The sequence below is a fragment of the Aureimonas mangrovi genome (assembly GCF_014058705.1).
In the GTDB taxonomy this organism is placed as follows: Bacteria; Pseudomonadota; Alphaproteobacteria; order Rhizobiales; family Rhizobiaceae; genus Aureimonas; species Aureimonas mangrovi.
Genome location: NZ_CP059692.1, coordinates 867,703 through 886,742, shown reverse-complemented (window position 1 = coordinate 886,742; position 19,040 = coordinate 867,703). Strand labels below are relative to the sequence as shown.

Genomic DNA, 19,040 nt, shown 5'->3' with positions numbered 1-19,040 from the left:
CGAGTAGCGGCTTACAGAATTAGTCTCGGCGGGCGGGATGACCGAAATGGGCACGTTGCAGTCGAAGTGGGGCCGCTCACGAATGGCCACTTTCTCCACGTCAGCGCCAAGAAGCAGAGGGGCAGAAAAGCACCTCATCGTTGCTCGCTCTTTCCCCAAATTAGAGGGCTATGGTAATCCCCCCCACCGTTAAGGGGATGCGAAGGTAGAATTTTCTCGGCAGGATGGACGAGGAGATTCCGATGAAGAAGAGCCGTTTCACCGAAGCCCATATCATGGGCGTGCTGCGTCAGGCGGAGGGCGGGATGCCCGTGCCGGAGCTGTGCCGTGAACATGGGATCAGCAGCGCGACGTTTTACAAATGGCGAGCGAAGTATGGCGGCATGGATGCGTCCATGATGAGCCAGATGAAAGCGCTGGAGGACGAGAACAGGCGACTGAAGCGCATGTTCGCGGATCTCAGCATGAGGCCGATCTGCTTCGAGAGGCTCTGGGAAAAAAGTGACGCGGCCAGCTCAGCGCCGCGAGCTGGCCGAGAAGGCGCCCCGAATTGGTCTTTCAAGCTTTGCCAACGGTCCAGAAGGCGGAAATCGGATAACGCCATCATGTTAGGCTGCACTGATGAACCGTCCGATAGCTTCCCTCTTCCGGCAAAACACGGTGAGGATTCGTCCTTCTATTTGTGTTCCGGAAGAAGAAACCGCTTGCGTCCAATTGGGCCGCAGGCCCTGATGCGGCAGGGGAGATCCGCATGCCATCACTAGACTTCGAGGCCGAGAAGGCCATTTTCCGTGAATACTACAATGACAATGCCCAGCGCCTCGATCAGGCGAAGGACAAGTTCCTCGACTTGCTCGACTCGATCATCGCGCACGCCGGGCTGGACGTCGCGGCGGCGAGCGGCCGCATCAAAGACCGCGAGGAATCGATCAAGAAGTTCATGCGGAAGTATCAGGGCGAGCTCGAGGAGAACGCCACGCCGTATGAGATCAAGGACCACATCACGGACTTGGTCGGGCTGCGCCTCGTCTGCCTATACGAAGACGAGATCGAGCCGCTGGGCCAGCTCGTCCGCGATCACTTCGATGTGATCGACGTGACCGACAAGACCGCCGAGATCGAAGGCACCGAGAACGCGTTCGGCTACAAAGGGCTGCATCTCGACCTTTGCCTCGACCCGGTCCGTGCGGCGATGCCTGACTATGTGCAGTTCGCCCCATACCGTTTTGAGCTGCAGATCCGCACGGTCGTCCAGGATTCGTGGAGCACGCTCGACCACAAGATCAAATACAAGAAGTCGATCCCCGCCGCGTTGAAGCGGCGCATCAATACTCTGGCAGCGCTGTTCGAGCTCGCCGACCGCGAGTTCCGCCAGGTTCGCGTGGAGACCGAACTTCAGATCGAGAAGGCCGAAGCCGAGCCGGAACCCGAAGCCGAGATCGAGGTGGAGGCAGTGCAGATCGCGGCCGGCGATGCTGCGCCCGATCCAGCAGCCGGCGTCGACATCGAGCGGGGGCAATACGCGCCGCTGGACGCGTTCCGGCTTTTGCGCATCGCGCGCCACTTCTTCCCGGGGGTCGAGTTCGAGGCTAAGAAAATCGACGGTTTTACAGCGGACATCGTCGAGCGGCAGCCCGGCATCAGCCGCGGAAAGTTCAATTTTTACATGCGATCGACGATCGGCGTCGTGCGCCAATACAAGGCATGGTTCCTCGCCAGCGGGCGCGGCGAGAAGTTCAACGCTTTCACCGAGATGCGGCATGCACTTTACGCTGCCAACCCGGATTCTTTCGCCGGAATGCTGACGAACGTCGCGCGCGAGACGTTTGACGGATGGCGCGCCGAGAACGCGGAGCAGCAGGCCTGATCCTTCGCTGGATGGGCGCAGCGATCGCCGTGACCGCGTCCACGTATTAACACAAAAGTCCACACAGAGATTGCACGTGACGCTACTCTGCGATGCGGATGATCTATTCGGATCAGGGCGGGCACAACTGCGTTAAAGTTCGAGATACTTCGCCTCCTCCCCGGTTTGCAGCCCGTTGTGCCGCTGCCTAACGGTCTTCTTGGAGACGACGCGGACACGGGCAGTGGTTCGGTGAAACTCACGAAACGCAGCCGCATACGATGGGCTTGCAAACGACGTCGTCGTCTGTGCGTCGGCTGGTGCGCTCAGAACGCCTTCCGGGATGCCGTCTTGCCACCCTTGCGCGACAGCGAAATCGCCGACCAGTTCAGAAAATCCTCGCCCGACATATTCCAGTCCGCAATCGCGCTCGGAAATGCGGTCGCCGGAGACTGCGCAGACAACGCTTCCGGATCGATCCGCGTGCATCGCGAAATATGCGATGCGCGCGCTCTGCAACTCAGCCTGAACGACTGCTCGACAGGCATCGACGAGCTGATCAAGGACGCCCTTGGGGGCTTCGTTCACTGCCCGGATGAAGCTGAAGTCCGTTTCGCTACCGTCCAGCCGGACAACCCAGAAGCCCACATTTCTACCCCCGTTGGTGATGTTCAACCGGGTCTCGAACCGGTCCACTCCCACCCCGATCTTGCTTGGACCGTCAAGGCCGCACATTTCGTAACGCAGGAGCAGCGCCATCAAGTCATCATGATCTGCCGGATCCGACACGGTAGCACCAACCGGATAGCGGTCGCGCAGTTCACGGAAGTAGTCAATTGCCGCTCCACGGGACGGCCAAGACCTTCCATTATTGAGGCTTACAGGTTTTTTTGCCATTCGCGTCTTACCCTCGCCGAATAAACCGTCCGAATGCATAGCCTTCTTGACGTCTAACTCAAAGGACCGGCAGGTTGATGCATTGCGAAACGTCACAAGGCAGAACCAAGACCGCCATGCCGCTCATCAGCCTTATAGATCCCGAAACAGCTTCGGACGCGGGCGGTGTCGCGGGAAGGCGGGGGCAGAAGTTCCAGGACCACGTCGCAGCCAGCTTCATTATCGACATGCTGGTCGAGCCGACGATCGTGCAGATAGAATGCGAGACAGCGGACGATGTTACTATCCGACGGATGGTGGACACGGTGGAAGCCCATGAATATGTGCAGGTCAAGACGACCGACGGTGACTCCAAATGGAGCATGCAGGAGCTTCTGCAGCGCACCGACAATAGGGAAGGTACGTCAATCGCCGAGCGTTCACTCGCCTGCGATGCTCATGACGCCGTTCCCAGCTTCCGCCTCGTCACCGTCCGCGAACCCAGATCCCCTCTGGTCCATTTCAAGATCCCGAGGGGCGAGCGATCCACCTGCGCGTCCCTCATGGCGGCAGCAACCGTCCCATTCGAGAAGAAGTTTCCCAAGTTCAAGTCGGCGAAGGGACGAACGCTCGCTGACTGGGCGAAGCAACTGTTCTGGCAGGTCGAACCCGATATGGAGAAGCTCGCAGGTCATAACCGGCTGCGACTGCTCAAACTCGCCGGCAATCATGGAGAGAGGCCCCACGTCACCGAAATAGAGACCAGCTACGCCGACCTGCTTGGAATGGTCATCGACGCCGGTGACGCCTCGCGAGTTCACGCTCCTGAGAAGAAGTGCATCTCCCGCGCCACCGCCACCGGATGGTGGAGGAACCAAATCGCATTGTTCGCCGCGGAGACCCGACGAACCATTAAGGTCTACCGGGTCCGGTCTGAGGAGTTCTTCTCCGAATTCCACCGCGGGGCCGGCACATCGGACAATCGAACGGTTTCCGGCTGGGATGTGGAATTCGACGGCGGCGAATGGAGATGCCGCGAACTCGTCGACCACCTGCTCGACTGGATTCCCGAAGTTGTGCTCCCGCCTACGGTCCTCGCCAACCTAGACCAACTCAACGCACGAAGCCTGCTGACACGCGCAGTTGAGGCTTGCGAAGCGCATGGCGGCTTACATGCGAGGGAACTGCTTGCCGAGCTCATGCTGCACGCGCTGTTGAGGCACCATCACCGTTCGGAACCAATCGCCTGCAAGATCTTCCATATGAACGGCGGTCGCCTCGTTTTCGGCAGCGCCCACGTGGTGCTGGATGATGCCGGCGATCAGCTCTGGCTTGGCCAGAGCCGACTGACGACCGTAACGGATCGCGAGAGTATGCCCGCGGCGGTGGCAGAAGCACTCAGGTCTGGCCTTGACCGCGAGATCCTACGGCGCGAGCGAAAGATAATCCTACAGCTACGGCATCCGGCTCACCTCAGCGAGCACAACCTTGGCCGTTCGATGGCCGCCAACGGCAAGATAGATGACCTGCTGTCCGTTCTGCACATTCCACTGCTCATCGCGTATGACAGTGACGTGCTCGCGGAAGGATTCACGCACGACTATCTCGACGGCCTCAGACAGGAGGCCAACGAGGTGTCCGCTGCCATTCAGACCGAACTGGACACCGATCTGCGTGACTTCAAAATCCACATCTTCCTGATACCCGTCGAATGCGTAGACACGCTTTCCGGTCTGTTTGAAACGACCCTAAAGGCTAATCGGTGACCGAGGAGGAGATAAGATCGGCACTATCCTCGCGGACACTTCCTCCGGAAATGGCCTTCGACGCGCTTCAAACCATCAGCGCGCTCGCCAACGACGTCGCCACCCAACCGGCCGCGCGGGAACTTGTGATCCGCATGCTTGCCGCAAAGGACTTGTTGCGGGACGACTTCCACCCTCTGCTGGACGGTCTGATCCGTTCCGTTGGCCTGATACCCTATGCCGATCCGGCCAATGCCCAGTCGTTGGACGATCACTACCTCATGGAAGCGCACCGGGCGCCGCTTCCGGACGAAGAAGACTACTTTTTCCACACGCTGCAATTGCAGATCTACCGCGATCTCGTCGCCGGCAGAAACGTGGTGCTGAGCGCCACGACCAGCGTGGGCAAGAGCATGGTGGTGGACGCGGTCATCGCTTCCGGCCTCTACAATGTAATGGCCATAATCGTCCCCACCATCGCCCTGATCGATGAGACCCGACGCCGGCTGGGGCGTCGCTTCGCCCAGACGCATGAAGTCGTAACACACCCGACGCAGCAGACTGACTTCAGCAGACCGGTCATATTCGTCCTCACGCAGGAAAGGGCACTCGCGCGCAAGGATCTGGACAAGGTAGAGTTCTTCGTCATCGACGAATTCTACAAGCTGGAGATCGACGAGAAGGAGCCTGAGCGTTCCGTCGACCTCAATCTGGTCTTCGCGCGCCTCGCCGGTCAAGGTGCGAAATTCTACCTAATAGGGCCACATGTCAGCGGAGTGGCGGGCATCGCAGCGCGTTACAATCCGGTGTTCGTCCCCTCGGAATTCTCGACGGTGGCACTCGACATCGTTCAGTTCGACCTCCCCGAGAAAGGGGATGCGCGCAAGGAAAAGCTCGCCGAGCTATGCGGCCAACTCACCTCCCCCACGCTAGTCTATTGCCAGTCCCCTCCACGCGCGACATCCTTGGCGGAGTACCTGCTTGAGCATGGCGATTTCGGAAAGGCCGCATCCACGCGCGCCGCAGTCGAATGGCTACGACGCGAGTATCCAGAGGAATGGATCCTCACGAAAGCGCTGGAGCATGGAATCGGGATACACCATGGCAACGTGCCACGGGCGATCCAACAATACATCATTCGCGCCTTCGACTCCGGCGAGATCAAGATCATCATCTGCACGACCACTCTCATCGAGGGCATCAACACGGTCGCGGAGAATGTCATCATATACGATCGGCGAGTCGAGAACACAGGCTTCGACGCCTTCACCTTCCGCAACATCGCAGGCCGAGCCGGCCGCATGCGCAAGTATTTCATCGGCAAGGTCTTCGTCCTCGAAGCCGCACCGCCGGATGAGACGATATCCGTGGAGATCGGTGTCGGCCGGCAGAACGAGAACACACCAGCCGCATTACTGCTGGAGCTGGATGGCGAGGATCTCGCGCCGATCTCAAGACAGCGCATCCTGGACATCGAAAGTGAAAGCCCTCTTTCGATGGAGACCCTTCGATTGAATCGGCATGTTCCCCTCGACCGACAGTATGCCGTTTACACGCATATCGTCCGCGACCTACTCAATTTGGAGGACGCCCTCGTGTGGTCGGGCATGCCTAAGCCCTTCCAGCTGCTGAAGGTGTGCGAGATGATCCACGATCATTTCGATGGTTATGCCCTGAGTCGCTACGGCATCACGTCCGGAATGGGGTTGAAGGCCGAACTGGATCGATTGCGGCTTGCGAAGACGTTCAGGTCCTACATAGACCACAGGGTCGCAAACCGTGCCTTCTTCCAATCTGTGAGCGAATCAGTCGAACAGGCCCTCAAATTTATGCGGCGCTACGTCTCCTACACATTCCCCCGAAGCCTGCTTGCGATCAGTAACATCCAGGCCGAGGTTCTGACGCGGAACGGACGGGAGACGGTTGGCGACTATTCGACATTCGCATCCAGGGCCGCGAGCCTTTTCATGAACTCCAGTCTTTTCGCACTCGACGAATACGGAGTGCCCCCGGAAACCACCAAACGGCTGAAATATGCAGGAGATGGTCCAACGACGCTCAGCGAGGCAGTCGATCTTCTGTTCCTGGCGGCTCAGGATCCCGACTCCGACCTCGATCCGTTCGAACGCTCCATTGTAGAAGACCTGATGACGACGATGCCGCTAAGGCCGCTGATCTCCTAGCGGAGTTTACACTATATGAATTTCTCAGTTAGGGTCCGCTTGCCCTTCGGCCCTTGGTAGGTGAGGCTGTCGTCTTAGTAAAAGCCGGATACGAAGAGGTCACAGTCGCCGATCATGACCTCCATCCTATTTCAGAGGGGCAGGGAGGGCTATAGCGTAGACGTAGTTCTCTGTTTCATCGGCTTCGGCCCGCCATGGCTTGCTAGTTCTTGGCAACTCTGCGAAGTTGCTGATTTAATTCAGATTTCTGGCCGATCCTCAGTATCAAAGGATCGAGTTCATGTACCCTGTTCCAACGAATGTTCCCAGTCGCAGGCGCTCCCAGATCCCACACATGACGCGAGTTGGACAGGGATGGCGGTTCACCCTGCGTTTGCCATCCAGCCTACGTGGTATCCTCTCTGACGATTCGGATCCGCAACTCAGCAGACCTTTCGTGAGGGCGAGCTTTGGACCGATGACGTGCCGCGAAGCGCGGGGGATGAGTGAGGCAGCAGCGGCCAGGTGTCGGTCGATCTTCGCACTCGGTTTGGAGAGGCTGCAAGGCATGTTGGATGCGGAGAACGAACCGAGAGCTGGGGGGGACGGCTCGATCTACGCGAGCCTTACCGCAGAGAAGCGCGCGGTGGTCGATGAGGTTCTAGCGGCGACGACCGAGGCGCTCGAACGTCTCAAGGCGGGGCGGCCAGGAAAGACGCCGACGCACCTTCTTCTGGCGTCGACGCTTGATCAGCTGAAGGCTTTCGAGGCCGCCGCGCGTTTTCAGCCTACCGTCGCGCACCACCTTCACGAGCCGGCTCGCGAGGCAGTGCGTTCTATGCTGCAAAACCTTGGACGTGACGGTGGCGTCGTCGATGGCGTCGAGAACTTCGTGGACGTTGCCTCGGCGCGGCTAAAGCCTCCCGCCGGCGTTCTCTTCTCGGTCGCCTGCGAGCGCTACATTAAAGAACTTGCCAGCCGCAAATCCATGTCGGCTAAGGACGTGCGCCGCTACGAGCAGATGCTGTCTTTCTTTCGCAAGGTGGCGGGCGATCGGGAGGTCCGCGCTTACGAGCCGGCCGACATAATGGCTTACGTCTCGTTGCTTCGGACCCTGCCGACGCGCTTTTCGTTTGCGGATCTGGTGGTCGTTGACGGCCGAGTTCAAGGAAACGGTGCATCACCGAAGAAAACGCTGTCGTCCGGAACGGTCGCCTCCTATCTCGCGCCGGTGCGAAGCATTTTCATACGAGAATGCCGCACGCTGGGATGCCGAAATCCTTGTGATGCAGTCAGGATCGAGAAGCCCGGCAAGAACCGACCATCGAGAACGCGCCCGATCCCGTTCGCGATTCTGAACCGCGCAGTCGAACTCGGTTACGACGAGGGCGCGCTGGCGGCGGTCGTCATGCCAACACTTGCACTACTGACGGCCCGGCGCATTGGCCTCCTCACCTATCTGAACAGTGACTGGATCGAGAAGGTGGGCGACCACTATCTCGTCAGACCGACTGAAACCGTCGTGCTCCCTGATCGTGAGCATCGCACGCCGATCAAGACCGATGAAAGCTTCACGCCTTTCGTCTTGCATGAGAAGCTGATCCAGATGGGCCTCCTGGACCTCATGAACGAGCGGAGGTTTCTGTTCGCCGAGGCGTTGGAGACTAAGGACCCACCGGCTGCCCTTTCAAAACGCATGAACGCGCTTCTCAAGCGCTCCGGCGCCCGCGGAAGAGCCTTTGGGGAGACATTCCACGCCCTTCGCACGCGCGGTATCGTCCATTATCGAGCCTTCGTTCCCCAAGCCGTCCGGCTCCAGTCGGGTCACGCCGCAATGGACGAGCACGAGACCTATGACTGGGCGGAGATCGAACCCGAGCTGGTGCCGACCATCGCCACGGTTCCCCTGCCCCAGGGCTTAGATTTATCGCCGATTGGACGCGTCTCGTGGCGGGATGCTATCGCAGCGGAACGGCGCCTTCTCTCCACCCGCCAGAAGCGGCGGCGCGAGGCCGTAAAGGAAGAAAGCGCGACGCGGCAGAGCCGACAGTACAAATCACGGACAAAGCGGTAGGATTTGGGCTCACATGTATCGACGGGATATGGGTGTCATTTCCGAAGACCAGTCTCCCGCGACGTAGCATTCTGCTCAATGGTCAGGATCTATTCATTTTGGGGCAGCGAACCGCGTCGGGTTTGCCGGAGGCTGGTTGGTTTGAGTCCTACGCTGCGATCGGCATAGCCTCAAGCGTGGTGTAGTGATGCTGCTTTGGCCTCTGCGGGCGGGATGTTTCCGATGGGCTCAAGCAGGCGGCGGTTGGTGAACCAGTCGACCCATTCGAGGGTGGCGAACTCGACGGCCTCGAAGGAGCGCCATGGCCCGCGTCGGTGGATGACCTCGGTCTCGAAGAGACCGGTCTCGGCGAGAGCGTTGTCGTAACTGTCTCCGACGCTGCCGACGGAGGGCTCGATACCGGCCTCGGCCAAGCGCTCGGTCTATCGAATGCTGACATATTGCGATCCTCGGTCCGAATGACAGACGAGCCCACTGCCGGCGAAGGGCCGTCGCTGATGAAGGACCTCCTCCAACGCATCGAGAACGAAGTCCGCTCGCGTTCCTCGCTCGTCGGACCAGGCCGCAAGCCCTCGTCGCGCTCGGTCTGGCGGCCCCAGTTGCGCAGCATCTCGCCCGAGCAGCCGATCTTCGACGAGATCGACTGGATCGCCGCCCACTGAGAACCGTGCTCCTCGACATGATCCGAAACCATCCGAACCGCGCGAGCGCGCACCTTGGGACCAAACGGCGGTACCTTCTTCGTCATGGCTCCATTCTCTCAAGAGTTGGAGCCTCCAGCAAACCAGGCGCGGGTCACTCTTCAACAAGCTCAAGAACTGGAGGCGCGTCGCGACCCGGTACGACAAGACCAAGGGGTCCTACCTCGGCTTCGTCGCTATCGCAGCACTCAAACTATGGATACCCTTTGTCCACGAGCGCTAGTTAACGGAATGGAGCCGGCGAGGACCATTGCTGTGCTAGACTAGCCGCCCGAAAGAAACTCGCCGCGCGCCGCGCGCACGGCGTTCAGGCCCCGGGCGCCTTCCCGGCTGCCGGCCCGCGACAGGGCCGAGAACACCTTTTCCGCATCCGCATAGCGGCGCAGTTCGAGATAGGCGTAGCCCTGCAGCACCATCAGATCGAGCCGATCTGCCGCAATGGCCGAGCGCTGCTCGAGGGCAAGAAGCGTCTCGCGCGGCCGATTGGATTCCCAAGCGCTGGTTGCCTGATCGGTGAGGATCGCAGTCTCGAGCTCGAGCTGCCGGTCGCGGCTCTGCGGCGCCTTGCTAGCGCTGACCGCGGCCCTGTCCGACAGGCCGGCGCGCAGATAGGCGAGGCTCTGTCCATACGCTGCGTCCTGCCGGGTCTGCGCCGAACGCGACAGCAGCGCCACCTCGAAGGCGGGAGCGGCTTCCAGCGGCCGGTCGATCTGCATCAGACACCAACCCCGGTCCAAGGCACCTTCCGGCGAGAAGGTTCGCGGATCGACCGAACTGCGGCAGCCCGCCGTGGAGCCGGCCGTTTGGGCGGGCGCGGCCCGAGCGGGCGCCGGATCCGCGGCGGGGCGGGTCGGGCGAATGGTGACTACGGTCATCGGCGGCGGCGTTTGTGCCGGGGCCGGCTGCGCGGCGGGCTGGAGGGCGGGCTGCGATGCGGCCGCGGTGCCATTGCTCATCGGGATCTGCCGCACGACCTGTACGGGTGCCTGTGGGGCAGCCGCCGGCGGCGCGGCGGGCGCAACCATCGGGGAAGCCGGGGAAAGGGCCGGCGAATAGGCCAGCGGGGCCTGGACCAGCGTCGTGGTCGTGGAAGGCGCCTGGGTCGTCGCGGCCGCCGATGCGGTGCCCAGTGGTGGAGTCGGCGCGGAGGTCGGCGCGCTGACGGCGTAGGCGTTGGGCGCGGGGGCGGCCAGAGGCGGGCGACCGTCCACCGGCACGGAGCCGGGCCGGCCGACCGCGGCGATGCGCGGCGAGCGTCCGGCCCACTGGACCTGGATCGCGCTCACGGCATCCGTCTGGCCGAGGCGCTGGCGCGTTAGGGCCAGCCCGAAAGCGGCCGGTTCGACACTCGGGTCCCAGGCCAGCGATGTCTGGAACCACTGCGCGGCCGTCTCGAACTGGTTCAGCGAGTACGAGTACCAACCGAACTGTTGCGCGGCGTTGGCGTCGCGCTGCGCGGCCACGGCGCTGGCCATCGCACCCAGGGTCGCCGGGTCCACGAAGACGGGCGGGTCGACGGCCAGGAGGTTGGCACTGGCCGCCACGTATACGGCCTGGCCGCCTTCGGTATCCTGCGCATAGGGGCGCGCCACGGCTTCGGCCTGCGCAGGCTCGGAAAGAGCGATCAACGCAAGCGCCAGCCCCTGGGCCGAGGACGAGGAAGGCTCCACCAGCTGCGCGCGGCGGAACCAGGTTTCGGCATCCTGCGGCTGGTTGCGTCGCAGATAGTACCAGCCAAGAAGCTGCGCATCGGATGCGGCACCCTCGGCTTCCGCCGCTTCGCGGACGCGATCGAGATCCTGCGGCGAAACGGACACCGAGGCGCCCGTCTCCTCGGCGCCGGCAGCGGCCAGCGCCTCTTTTGCCAGGTCGAAGCGAAGGGAGGCAAACTCGCCTGTTCCGTCCGCATTCGTACGCTCCAGCGCCAGCAGTTGGTCGAGCCGGCCGCGGTCGAGATCGCGCTGCGCCATCTGGATGGTCGCCAGCCGCTCGCCCTCGTCGTCGCAGTTGGACAGCACGTAGCCATAGGCGTCCTGCGCGCGCTCCGGCCGCTCGGTCTCGGCGAAGGCCCGAGCCAGACGCCACAAGATGTCGACCTCCGAACAGGTGAGCAGGCTGGGCGTCCGCGCCGCGACCCGAATGACCGTTTCGTATTGCTGCAGGTTCGAGGCGTTCACCAGACGCAGTCGCGCCTCCGCCACCCCGAGCCGCTCGAGAAGATCGGTCGGCACGGTCCAATCGGGATCGCGCTCCTGCCGGGCGGCGATGAGTTCGCGCACCTGGGCGAATTCGCCCCGCGCGTAGGTCGACCACATCAGGTCGAGCTCGGGATCGCCGGCCTGAGGCACCGCCAGCGGGTTTTCAGGCGGAGTCCAGTCCGGATAGAGCGCCTGCAGCCGCGCAATCTCGGTTTGCAGGCGGCGGGTATCGCCCTGCTGGGCGAAGTAGCGCAACGCCGTTTCGTCCACCGCGGTCGCAGGCCGCGCCGGGTCCGGCGGCGCAATGAAGGGTGCCCCTCCCCCTGCCGCTGGAGCGGCGCTCGCCCCGCTCGAGCCGGACGCGTCGAACGCCGGGGTCTGCGTGCCACCGTCGGCTCCGGCAGATGCATCCGGCGCGCCGGCCACGTCGCCAGAGCCCGTCTGGGCCCACACGATGCCGGAATGGATAGAAAGGCCCTCAATCAGCGTGAGAGCGGTGGCGAGGGCGAGAATAGTGGTTCGTCTCACGGCATGCACTCCGGCCGGTTCTCCGCCAGAAACGAGAGCGAGAGGAGATGGAGGGTGGATGGGTAGTAGAGCGTTGGCTCGAAGCTGCGCAGCGCCTTTGGCACCGGCGTTTCGTCCAGCACGCAGTCGATCAACGCAGGCAGGATGCGGTAGCCCGGGTCGCTCAGCGTTTCGTTCACCACCCCGCCGGGCGGGCTCGCCAGAACGAGATTGCCGTCGGCATCACTCATGCCGTCGCGCAGGGTGCGCAGCAGCGCCTCGTCCCGGTTGCCCGCGCGGATCAGATAGAGGGGGATGCGAAGGGCGTTGTAACCAAATTCGGATGGAAGGCCCTCCGCGGGACGGGGCCGGCTGCGCACGGACAGCCAGTCCGGCGGCAGCTGGCGGTCCGAGAACAGCGATTGATCGAGAAGATCCACCCCATCCTGCGACACCCGGTCCCAGCCGGCCTCCGGCTCGAGAGCTGCCAGCCGGTCGAATGCCTCGAAGATCCAGTAGGAGAGGTTGACCACCGGCCCATCGGGCCGGTCCTCAACACCGTATCCGGCCTTGCCAGGCAGGATGAGGCGCCGTCCGCCCCTTTCGATGAGCGTCGAGGTGAGAGCCTGCGCGATGGCTCGCGCCGCCTCGCTCAGATCGTCGCGCTGCCAGGCCTCACCGGCCTGCGCCAGAGCGTAGGCGATAAGGATGTCGCCGTCGGTGGCGTTGTTGGGGTCAGTGACGTGCGGATCGGCGGCTGGATCCCATTTCCACATCGCCAGACCGTCGTCGCGCAGCATCAGTTCGGTACGCGTGAAGCTCCAGATCTGATCGAAGCCGGCACGGTCCCCCGCCAGATAGGCGAGCCAGAGCCCGTAGCCCTGCCCTTCGCTGTGACTGATGCCATTGTTGCCGTCGTCGACGATCCGGCCTGCATCCGTGAGGAAGCGCGCCTTGTAGGCCGCCCAGTCGTCCGCCTCGATCGACGCCACGGCGGGCCGGGGGGCACTGATCATGACAATGCAGGCGGCCAGCAGGCAGGCAACAAAGCGGCTCCTCATTGGCGGCGTCCTAGAACGGAGGTGAAGAGGGTCGTCATGATGCCGAGGACCAGCGAGACCAGCGCCAGCAGCAGTGCGTAGAACAGGACGTTCTCGGAGAGCCAGTTGGCCGTCACCAGCCGCAGGTTGCGCAGCGAGGTCGGCTGAGTCGGCGCCAGCGACGTCACCTGCGCGGGAACCTGGAAGAAGGCGTTCTCGCCGGCCTGATAGAGCGTTACACCTCCGGTCAGCTCGCTCCAGTTCTCCTGCCGGGTGAGCGTATCGACACCCTGTGCGAGCGCTTCGGCATCGGGCGCGGTCAGCACCGTCCAGACCCGCTCGTCGGTCGGGTCGCTGCCCTGCGCCACCAGAAGCGAGGTCTGTGCCGGCGGAACATAGTTGCCCTCGGCACGCCGGCGCAGGGAAAGCATCTCGGTGGACAGGTCGAACCGTTCCTCCAGCCAGGCGTCGACGGCCAGAAGCGGCTGCTGCCACCTGCTGCCGACGCGATCGCTCCATCCCTCCATGGACGCCTGCGTGCCGCTGGTCTGCGGCGCGTTCTGGTCGAGCTCCCAGCCCGAACGGAGCGTTTCGGAAACCCCGATCTCGTTGAGGACGCCAGCCGGCAGCCGCGATGCGGCGCCCACGAACAAGGCGTCATGCGCAGCCGCGTTCACGGCGCTGACCCCCGTTTCCACGGTGATTGGACGGCCGGCGACCAGGGCGAGGCGTGAGAGGAAGGTGCTCGCCGCGCTCAGGGCCGACGGCGAGATTTCGCCAAGGATGAGCGGCACCGGATCGGGCGAGCGATTGTAGGGATAGCCCGTCCCGGCCGTGGCGGCTAGGTTGGGGCGCTGGCTGATCCGCGCGAAGTTCGGCATCACCAGACGCGAGCTGTCGAACAGGGCGAAGCGATTGGTGTCGTCCGAGGTGGTGCCGGGCAGGCAGGCCTCGTCTGCCTGCGTGTCGAGGATTGCCTCGATGGCCAGAGTGTTCACGCCCGGCCGGAAGTGGCGCAGCGTCAGCCCGACCGGGTTGTTGCGAAGCACCGCGCCCTCGTTCGAGCCGATGGGCACCGTGGTGGCGATGTTGCCGTTCACGTAGATGTCGATATGGCTGCCGGGTAGAACGGCGGGGCTGTAGGCGGCGTCGAGGATGAACGAGGCTTCGCCGTAGGACTCGGCGTAGAAGTCCGCCGGCACGCCGACCGTGAACTCCGTGCGGAAGCGGCGGCCGGAGAATTCCTGCGTGGCAACACCCAGATCGCTGAGGCGCAGCGTGCTTTCGCCCACCACCAGCGGCGTATCGGGCGTGCGCCAGTTGGGCGTGGAAAGTTCGGTGCGTTCGACGCTGATCGGCCGGTCGGTGGGTGCCACCACGCGCTCCACCGCCTCGCCGACTTCCCGCCAGTCCTGGCCGCTCACCAGCAGAGCGGTCCGCCCGTCGGGCAATTGCACGAAACCGGGAGAAGCCGAGCCGTCGGGTCGAGTCTGTTCCGCGTTCTCGAGCAGTGACGAAAGAGCGCTCTCCGGCCCGGCCAGCACGGTGAGCCTGCCCGCTCCGCGCGGCGGCAAATCGCCCTCGTTGATGGTGACGGACTGATTGGGCATGCCAGCCAGAAGGGCCAAACCCTGCGAGAGGCGCACGAGAGGGCCGGCCGCCTGGGTCAGCGACCCTCCCGGCACGACGATCTGGAGCCTGGTGGCGCCGTCCGACGCCAGCCCCACCGCGCGAAGATCGTCGAGCCGCCGCAGTGTCATCGCGTCTTCGTCACCGAAGTCGAGGAAGGTGCGCTCGGGGTCGATCTCGACCCATAGATCGTAGGTGGATTCGACCGTGCAGTCGGTGCGGTGGCGCAGCCGGGAGGCAAAGGAGAGGACGTTGGCGCCCTCGCGAAGGAGCCCTGCGGGCACGTCCAGCACGACATCGGCGACCGCATCCGGCGAGGCCGGGGGAAGTTCGGCCAGCACGGTGCCGTTCAGCACGACCGACAGGCGCGAGGTTTCGGGCGCGGCCAGGATGGAGTTCTGGTAGCCGAACTGAAGCGTCGCGGCCGATGACGCCTGCTCGGGCGTGAGGTAGACCGACCAGCGGCGTTCGGCCACTTCCCCCGAAAGCGTCAGGGCGTTTCCGGGCACCACGTAGCGGCGCGTTACGGGATCGATCGGGGCCTCGCTCCCGCCTCGCACCACGGTCGGCTCGCCCGGATCCTCCACGGGGCCGGAATCGGCCTGGCCGCCCTGCGGGTCGTCATTCTGCGGTTCGGGCGCAGTCTCGGCCGGTCCGGTCGAGGGGGACTGCGACGGCTGGGGTGCCGCGGGCTCGGCGTCTTCCTCCGGCGTCATATCGAAGGGTGCCGGCTGGGCCCAGACCGAAGCGGAACCTGCCGAAAGCAGCGCGGTCAGCGCCAGGATCACCGAACGCTTCACGATTGGCCTCCCGTCGCTTCGCCGAAGGGCGAGGGCACGATCGGTCGCGAGCGCTTGGTCGAGCCCTTCGCCAGATAGTAGAAACCGCGATACGTCTGGAAGACGCAGAGGTAGACGAACCAGACGGTGCCGCCCAGAACGCCCGGATTGCGCCGACGCCTCTGCTGGAATGCGCTCCACTGCGCGGAATCGGCGAAGACGAGATCGGCCACCAGACGATTGTCCTGAATGCTGGGCGTCGCGAAGTTGAGGCCCAGCGTCGCCCCGTCGCTCTCCTCGCGGATGTTGCGCAAGTAAACCGGCAGCATGCCCATGGCGGTCGAGGCGTGCGGGCGGAAACGAAGCTCGCACAGCATGCCCTTCCCGGTGGCCGACGGCAACTTGCCGAAGACGCGCACGCGTGCGCCGCCCACCGAAACGTCCTCGATGGTGGCGGGCAGGCTAGCATCGCCGATCCGGAGTTCGCCGCGCCGTGCCACCTTCACCCGGCGGAACTGGCTCGGCGTGCCGCGCTCGGAGACGACGCCCAGCGCGCAGCCGGCCAGAAGCAGGTTCATGAAGTTCCACAGCCCGACCATCAGCGTCAGATCGGCGCGATACGGTTCGGCGTAGACCCGATACGCGGTGACGCCGACACCCACCAGAAGAACGGCGAAAATCAGGAAGAACGGCAGGCTGATTTCGGATAGGCGCGACTGTAGGATCGACTCGTCCTTGGCCGTCACCTTAAAGGTCGGCTTGCGCGGGTTGAGCATCACCGAAACCACCGCCGGCAGCAGATGCACTGTCTGCACGTATTCGTAGAGTTCCGAGATCCACGGCCAACGATAGTAGCCGTACATGTAGTTCTGCATCATCAGGTTCACAGCCATGTAGGTGAGCGTATAGGCCAGGAACTCGCCGCCTGAGGCGGTGAAGATCTGCAGGTCGAAGAAGAGGTAGAAAAGCGGCGCGATCAGAAAGACCACGCGCGGAAACGGAAAAAGCCAGAACAGCGTCGAGGACATGTAGCAGAGCCGCTGCGGCAGCGAGAGCCCGCCCTTAAGCAGCGGGAACCGGAAGCGCAGGATCTGCATCATGCCCTGCGCCCAGCGCGAACGCTGGCCGATGAAGGACGCGAAGGTCGCAGGCTGCAGCCCGGCGATCAGCGGACGATCCACATAAATCGAGTTCCACCCGCGCGAATGCAGCTCCAGCGCGGTCTCGCAGTCCTCGGTGATCGAAAGACCGGAGAATCCGTTCGCCTCGTTCAGCGCCGTGCGGCGCAGGACGGCAGCCGACCCGCAGAAGAAGGCCGCATTCCACTTGTCGAGCCCGCGCTGGATGACGCCGTAGAACATCTCGTTCTCGGAGGGCATGCGCTCAAAGGTCTGGAGGTTGCGCTCCAGCGGATCGGGGTTGAGGAAGAAATGCGGCGTCTGTACCAGGAAGAGCCGCGGATCCTCGTGGAAATACCCCACCGTCTCGAGCAGGAAGTCGCGCGCCGGCGCGTGGTCTGCGTCGAACACCGCGACGAGATCGCCGGTGGAGTGCAGGAGTCCGTTGTTGAGATTGCCGGCCTTGGCGTGTTCGTTGCGCTCGCGCGTCAGGTAGGTCGCGCCCAGTTCCTCGCACAGCGCCATCAGGTCGCGCCGGCGCCGCTCGGCGGCCTGCGCCTCGCCGGCATGTTCCGAATTGCGCTTCTGCATCGTGCCGCCGTCGTCCAGCAGCCACACCTTCAGGCGGTCGGACGGGTAGTCCATGGCCAGCGCGGCCGCGATGGTGTTGGCGAGAAGCGCCGGTTCCTCGTTGTAGGTCGGCACGAACACGTCGACCGACGGGAAGAGGTCGGTGCGCTCGTTACCACGCGAGGGGCGCGGCGGCAGGGGATCGGCGACGACGAAGAGGCTGAGCCCCAGCATGAACACCGAGTACATTTCGGCGAGATACAGGAGGAAGCCGGGAATGAAGTTGTGCAGCTGGCTGACGGGCGGCAGCGTGCCGGTGGTGCGCCAGTAGACGTAGCGCAGCACCACGGCGGTTCCGAGCGCCAGAGCGATGAGCCGCCACGTGCCGCCGAGGTTGAAGACCTTCAGCACCACCATGACCGACAGGACCAGCGTCACGGCGATGAGCTGGGACTGCACGCTGATCGGCAGCGTGATCACGAAGAGCGCGACGATGGCCGCACTGGCCCAGCCCAGAAAGGCGAGAGCCCTCAGCATGTCTGCGTTCCCTCGCAGGCGGGCGGGCTCGGAACCTCGATCGTAGCAGCTGCGGGGCTATCGACGACGGCGGCGGCGAGCGGCGGTGGGGGAACCAGCGGTCCGACCGGCGCCGGCAAGGGCGGTGCTTCGGTGGGTGCCGGCTCCGGCGCTGCGGGGGCGCGGGCGGGCGCGGCCCGGCGCACGGGTGCGGCCACCGGCGCGGTGTTCTCGAAGCCGCGCGCCCCTGTCGGCATAACGGGCGCGCCGGTGCTTCCCAGCTGCTCGTCCACCGCGTTGGGCGCGCCATACGGGTTCCAGAGAAGATCGCTGAAGAACGCCCGGATGGTGAAGCCGTACATCGTGTAGAGAAGCCGCTCCTCGTCGACTTCGCTGTCGCACAGGCGGAAGCGGATTTCGATCGTCCCCTTGTCGCGCATCAGCAAGGTCGAGTGGTCGACACCGGCGATCCGCTGCCAGGCGTAGACGCAGGTATCACCCCCGGCGGCACGCCCGGCGGCATAGCCGAAGGGCCCGTAGCGGTTCTGCACGTAGAGCGCACTCTGGCGCATCGGCACGCTCGGCAGAACCTCGCGCATTTCCGCGATCAGGTTCGTGTTGGACAGCGGGCGGTTGGGGAGCGGCGTGCGCCCCGTTCCGCTGTTACCCACCGGCCCGAAGAAGCGCACTTCGATGAAGTTGCTGCCTGGAACCCGGGAGCGGTTGCCGAGAAGGATCGTCTGCTCCGTGGCGTTGGGGTAGCGCCGCTCGGTCACCTCCAGGATCTGCGGCCCGCCAACGGGCGGGGCGATGTAGGTGTCCTCCAGCATGACGGTGCGCGTGCGGGAGGTCGAGATGGGCTGCGCGCCCGTCATGCATCCCGACAAGAAGACGCAGGCCGCCAGCAGGGACGACAGTGCGGTGTTCATCGAAATCGCGCGCCCGCGCGTTCTTCTGGCAAGCATTCGCTGCGCCCCCTGCAGCCCGCTCGGAGCCGATACCCATTCTGACCCGATCGACTCCTTTATACCGCGATCGGGAAGAGTCTGCGGGCGGACGCTTGCGGTCCGCTGAAACATGTCGTTTAAATTCGATCTTGGTGCAGGAATGCAACGCTGATGCCGGTACGCCACCGGCACGGCGCAGGTCGAGGCTGCCCGCATGGGCAGGCTCGACCTGCGGCCAGGGTCGAACTCCTGCTGAAACCCGCCGCATGCAGCCCGGTGCGCGAACTGGAGCGGGCGCCCGGGCACAGGTGTCGATGTACGAACCTCGCGGA

Annotated in this window: 11 protein-coding genes and 3 pseudogenes; 7 read left to right on the top strand and 7 right to left on the bottom strand. The window is 63.8% G+C overall.

The window, feature by feature from the left end; all coding sequences use genetic code 11:
- Positions 1-242 precede the first annotated feature (242 nt).
- Both H1343_RS04120 and H1343_RS04115 read left to right on the top strand, forming a co-directional pair.
- Positions 243-543 (top strand): annotated as a pseudogene (locus H1343_RS04120) (transposase); the annotation flags it as partial.
- A 139-nt stretch (positions 544-682) separates the two neighbouring features.
- A complete protein-coding gene (locus H1343_RS04115) occupies positions 683-1,867 on the top strand; it encodes a GTP pyrophosphokinase (protein WP_246333314.1) in 1,185 nt (394 codons plus the stop codon).
- Between the two features lie 132 nt (positions 1,868-1,999).
- Here H1343_RS04115 and H1343_RS04110 read toward each other — a convergent pair whose 3' ends face one another.
- Positions 2,000-2,743, bottom strand: coding sequence for a DCL family protein (locus tag H1343_RS04110; protein ID WP_185984673.1), 744 nt, complete (start codon positions 2,741-2,743; stop codon positions 2,000-2,002).
- A gap of 116 nt (positions 2,744-2,859) precedes the next feature.
- Here H1343_RS04110 and H1343_RS04105 point away from each other — a divergent pair, with 116 nt between their 5' ends.
- From H1343_RS04105 to H1343_RS04095, 3 genes are all read left to right on the top strand, one after another.
- Positions 2,860-4,488 carry a HamA C-terminal domain-containing protein gene (locus H1343_RS04105; RefSeq protein WP_185984672.1) on the top strand — a complete coding sequence of 543 codons (1,629 nt, stop codon included), beginning with the start codon at positions 2,860-2,862 and terminating at the stop codon, positions 4,486-4,488.
- Positions 4,485-6,650 carry a DEAD/DEAH box helicase gene (locus tag H1343_RS04100; RefSeq protein WP_185984671.1) on the top strand — a complete coding sequence of 722 codons (2,166 nt, stop codon included), beginning with the start codon at positions 4,485-4,487 and terminating at the stop codon, positions 6,648-6,650. Before H1343_RS04105 ends, H1343_RS04100 begins: the two co-directional genes overlap by 4 nt.
- 481 nt (positions 6,651-7,131) lie before the next feature.
- Complete coding sequence (locus tag H1343_RS04095) at positions 7,132-8,703, top strand: site-specific integrase (protein WP_185984670.1); 1,572 nt, start codon at positions 7,132-7,134, stop codon at positions 8,701-8,703.
- A gap of 148 nt (positions 8,704-8,851) precedes the next feature.
- Here H1343_RS04095 and H1343_RS04090 read toward each other — a convergent pair.
- Positions 8,852-9,242: pseudogene (locus H1343_RS04090) on the bottom strand (transposase domain-containing protein); the annotation flags it as partial.
- Here H1343_RS04090 and H1343_RS04085 point away from each other — a divergent pair.
- Both H1343_RS04085 and H1343_RS16950 read left to right on the top strand, forming a co-directional pair.
- Positions 9,201-9,365 carry a hypothetical protein gene (locus tag H1343_RS04085; RefSeq protein WP_210270123.1) on the top strand — a complete coding sequence of 55 codons (165 nt, stop codon included), beginning with the start codon at positions 9,201-9,203 and terminating at the stop codon, positions 9,363-9,365. The pseudogene H1343_RS04090 and the gene H1343_RS04085 sit on opposite strands and share 42 nt — an antisense overlap.
- Positions 9,366-9,504: 139 nt before the next feature.
- Positions 9,505-9,627, top strand: a pseudogene (locus H1343_RS16950) (IS5 family transposase); the annotation flags it as partial.
- A gap of 40 nt (positions 9,628-9,667) precedes the next feature.
- On the opposite strand, the gene H1343_RS04080 reads toward H1343_RS16950, so the two are convergent.
- The 5 genes from H1343_RS04080 to bcsN form a co-directional block, all read right to left on the bottom strand.
- Positions 9,668-11,857, bottom strand: a complete 2,190-nt coding sequence (locus H1343_RS04080) for a cellulose synthase (protein WP_185984669.1) — start codon at positions 11,855-11,857, stop codon at positions 9,668-9,670.
- A 269-nt stretch (positions 11,858-12,126) separates the two neighbouring features.
- The gene (locus tag H1343_RS04075; protein ID WP_185984668.1) at positions 12,127-13,170 is read right to left on the bottom strand and encodes a family 8 glycosyl hydrolase; all 1,044 of its coding nucleotides are present in this window, start codon (positions 13,168-13,170) and stop codon (positions 12,127-12,129) included.
- Positions 13,167-15,578: a cellulose biosynthesis cyclic di-GMP-binding regulatory protein BcsB gene (locus H1343_RS04070; protein WP_185984667.1), complete on the bottom strand. Its 2,412-nt coding sequence runs from the start codon at positions 15,576-15,578 to the stop codon at positions 13,167-13,169. Before H1343_RS04070 ends, H1343_RS04075 begins: the two co-directional genes overlap by 4 nt.
- Complete coding sequence (bcsA, locus tag H1343_RS04065; protein ID WP_185984666.1) at positions 15,575-17,782, bottom strand: UDP-forming cellulose synthase catalytic subunit; 2,208 nt, start codon at positions 17,780-17,782, stop codon at positions 15,575-15,577. The genes H1343_RS04070 and bcsA overlap by 4 nt, the downstream gene beginning before the upstream one ends.
- Entirely contained in the window at positions 17,776-18,690 is a 915-nt protein-coding gene (gene bcsN / locus H1343_RS04060) for a cellulose biosynthesis protein BcsN (protein ID WP_185984665.1), read from the bottom strand. Before bcsN ends, bcsA begins: the two co-directional genes overlap by 7 nt.
- Positions 18,691-19,040: the final 350 nt, after the last annotated feature.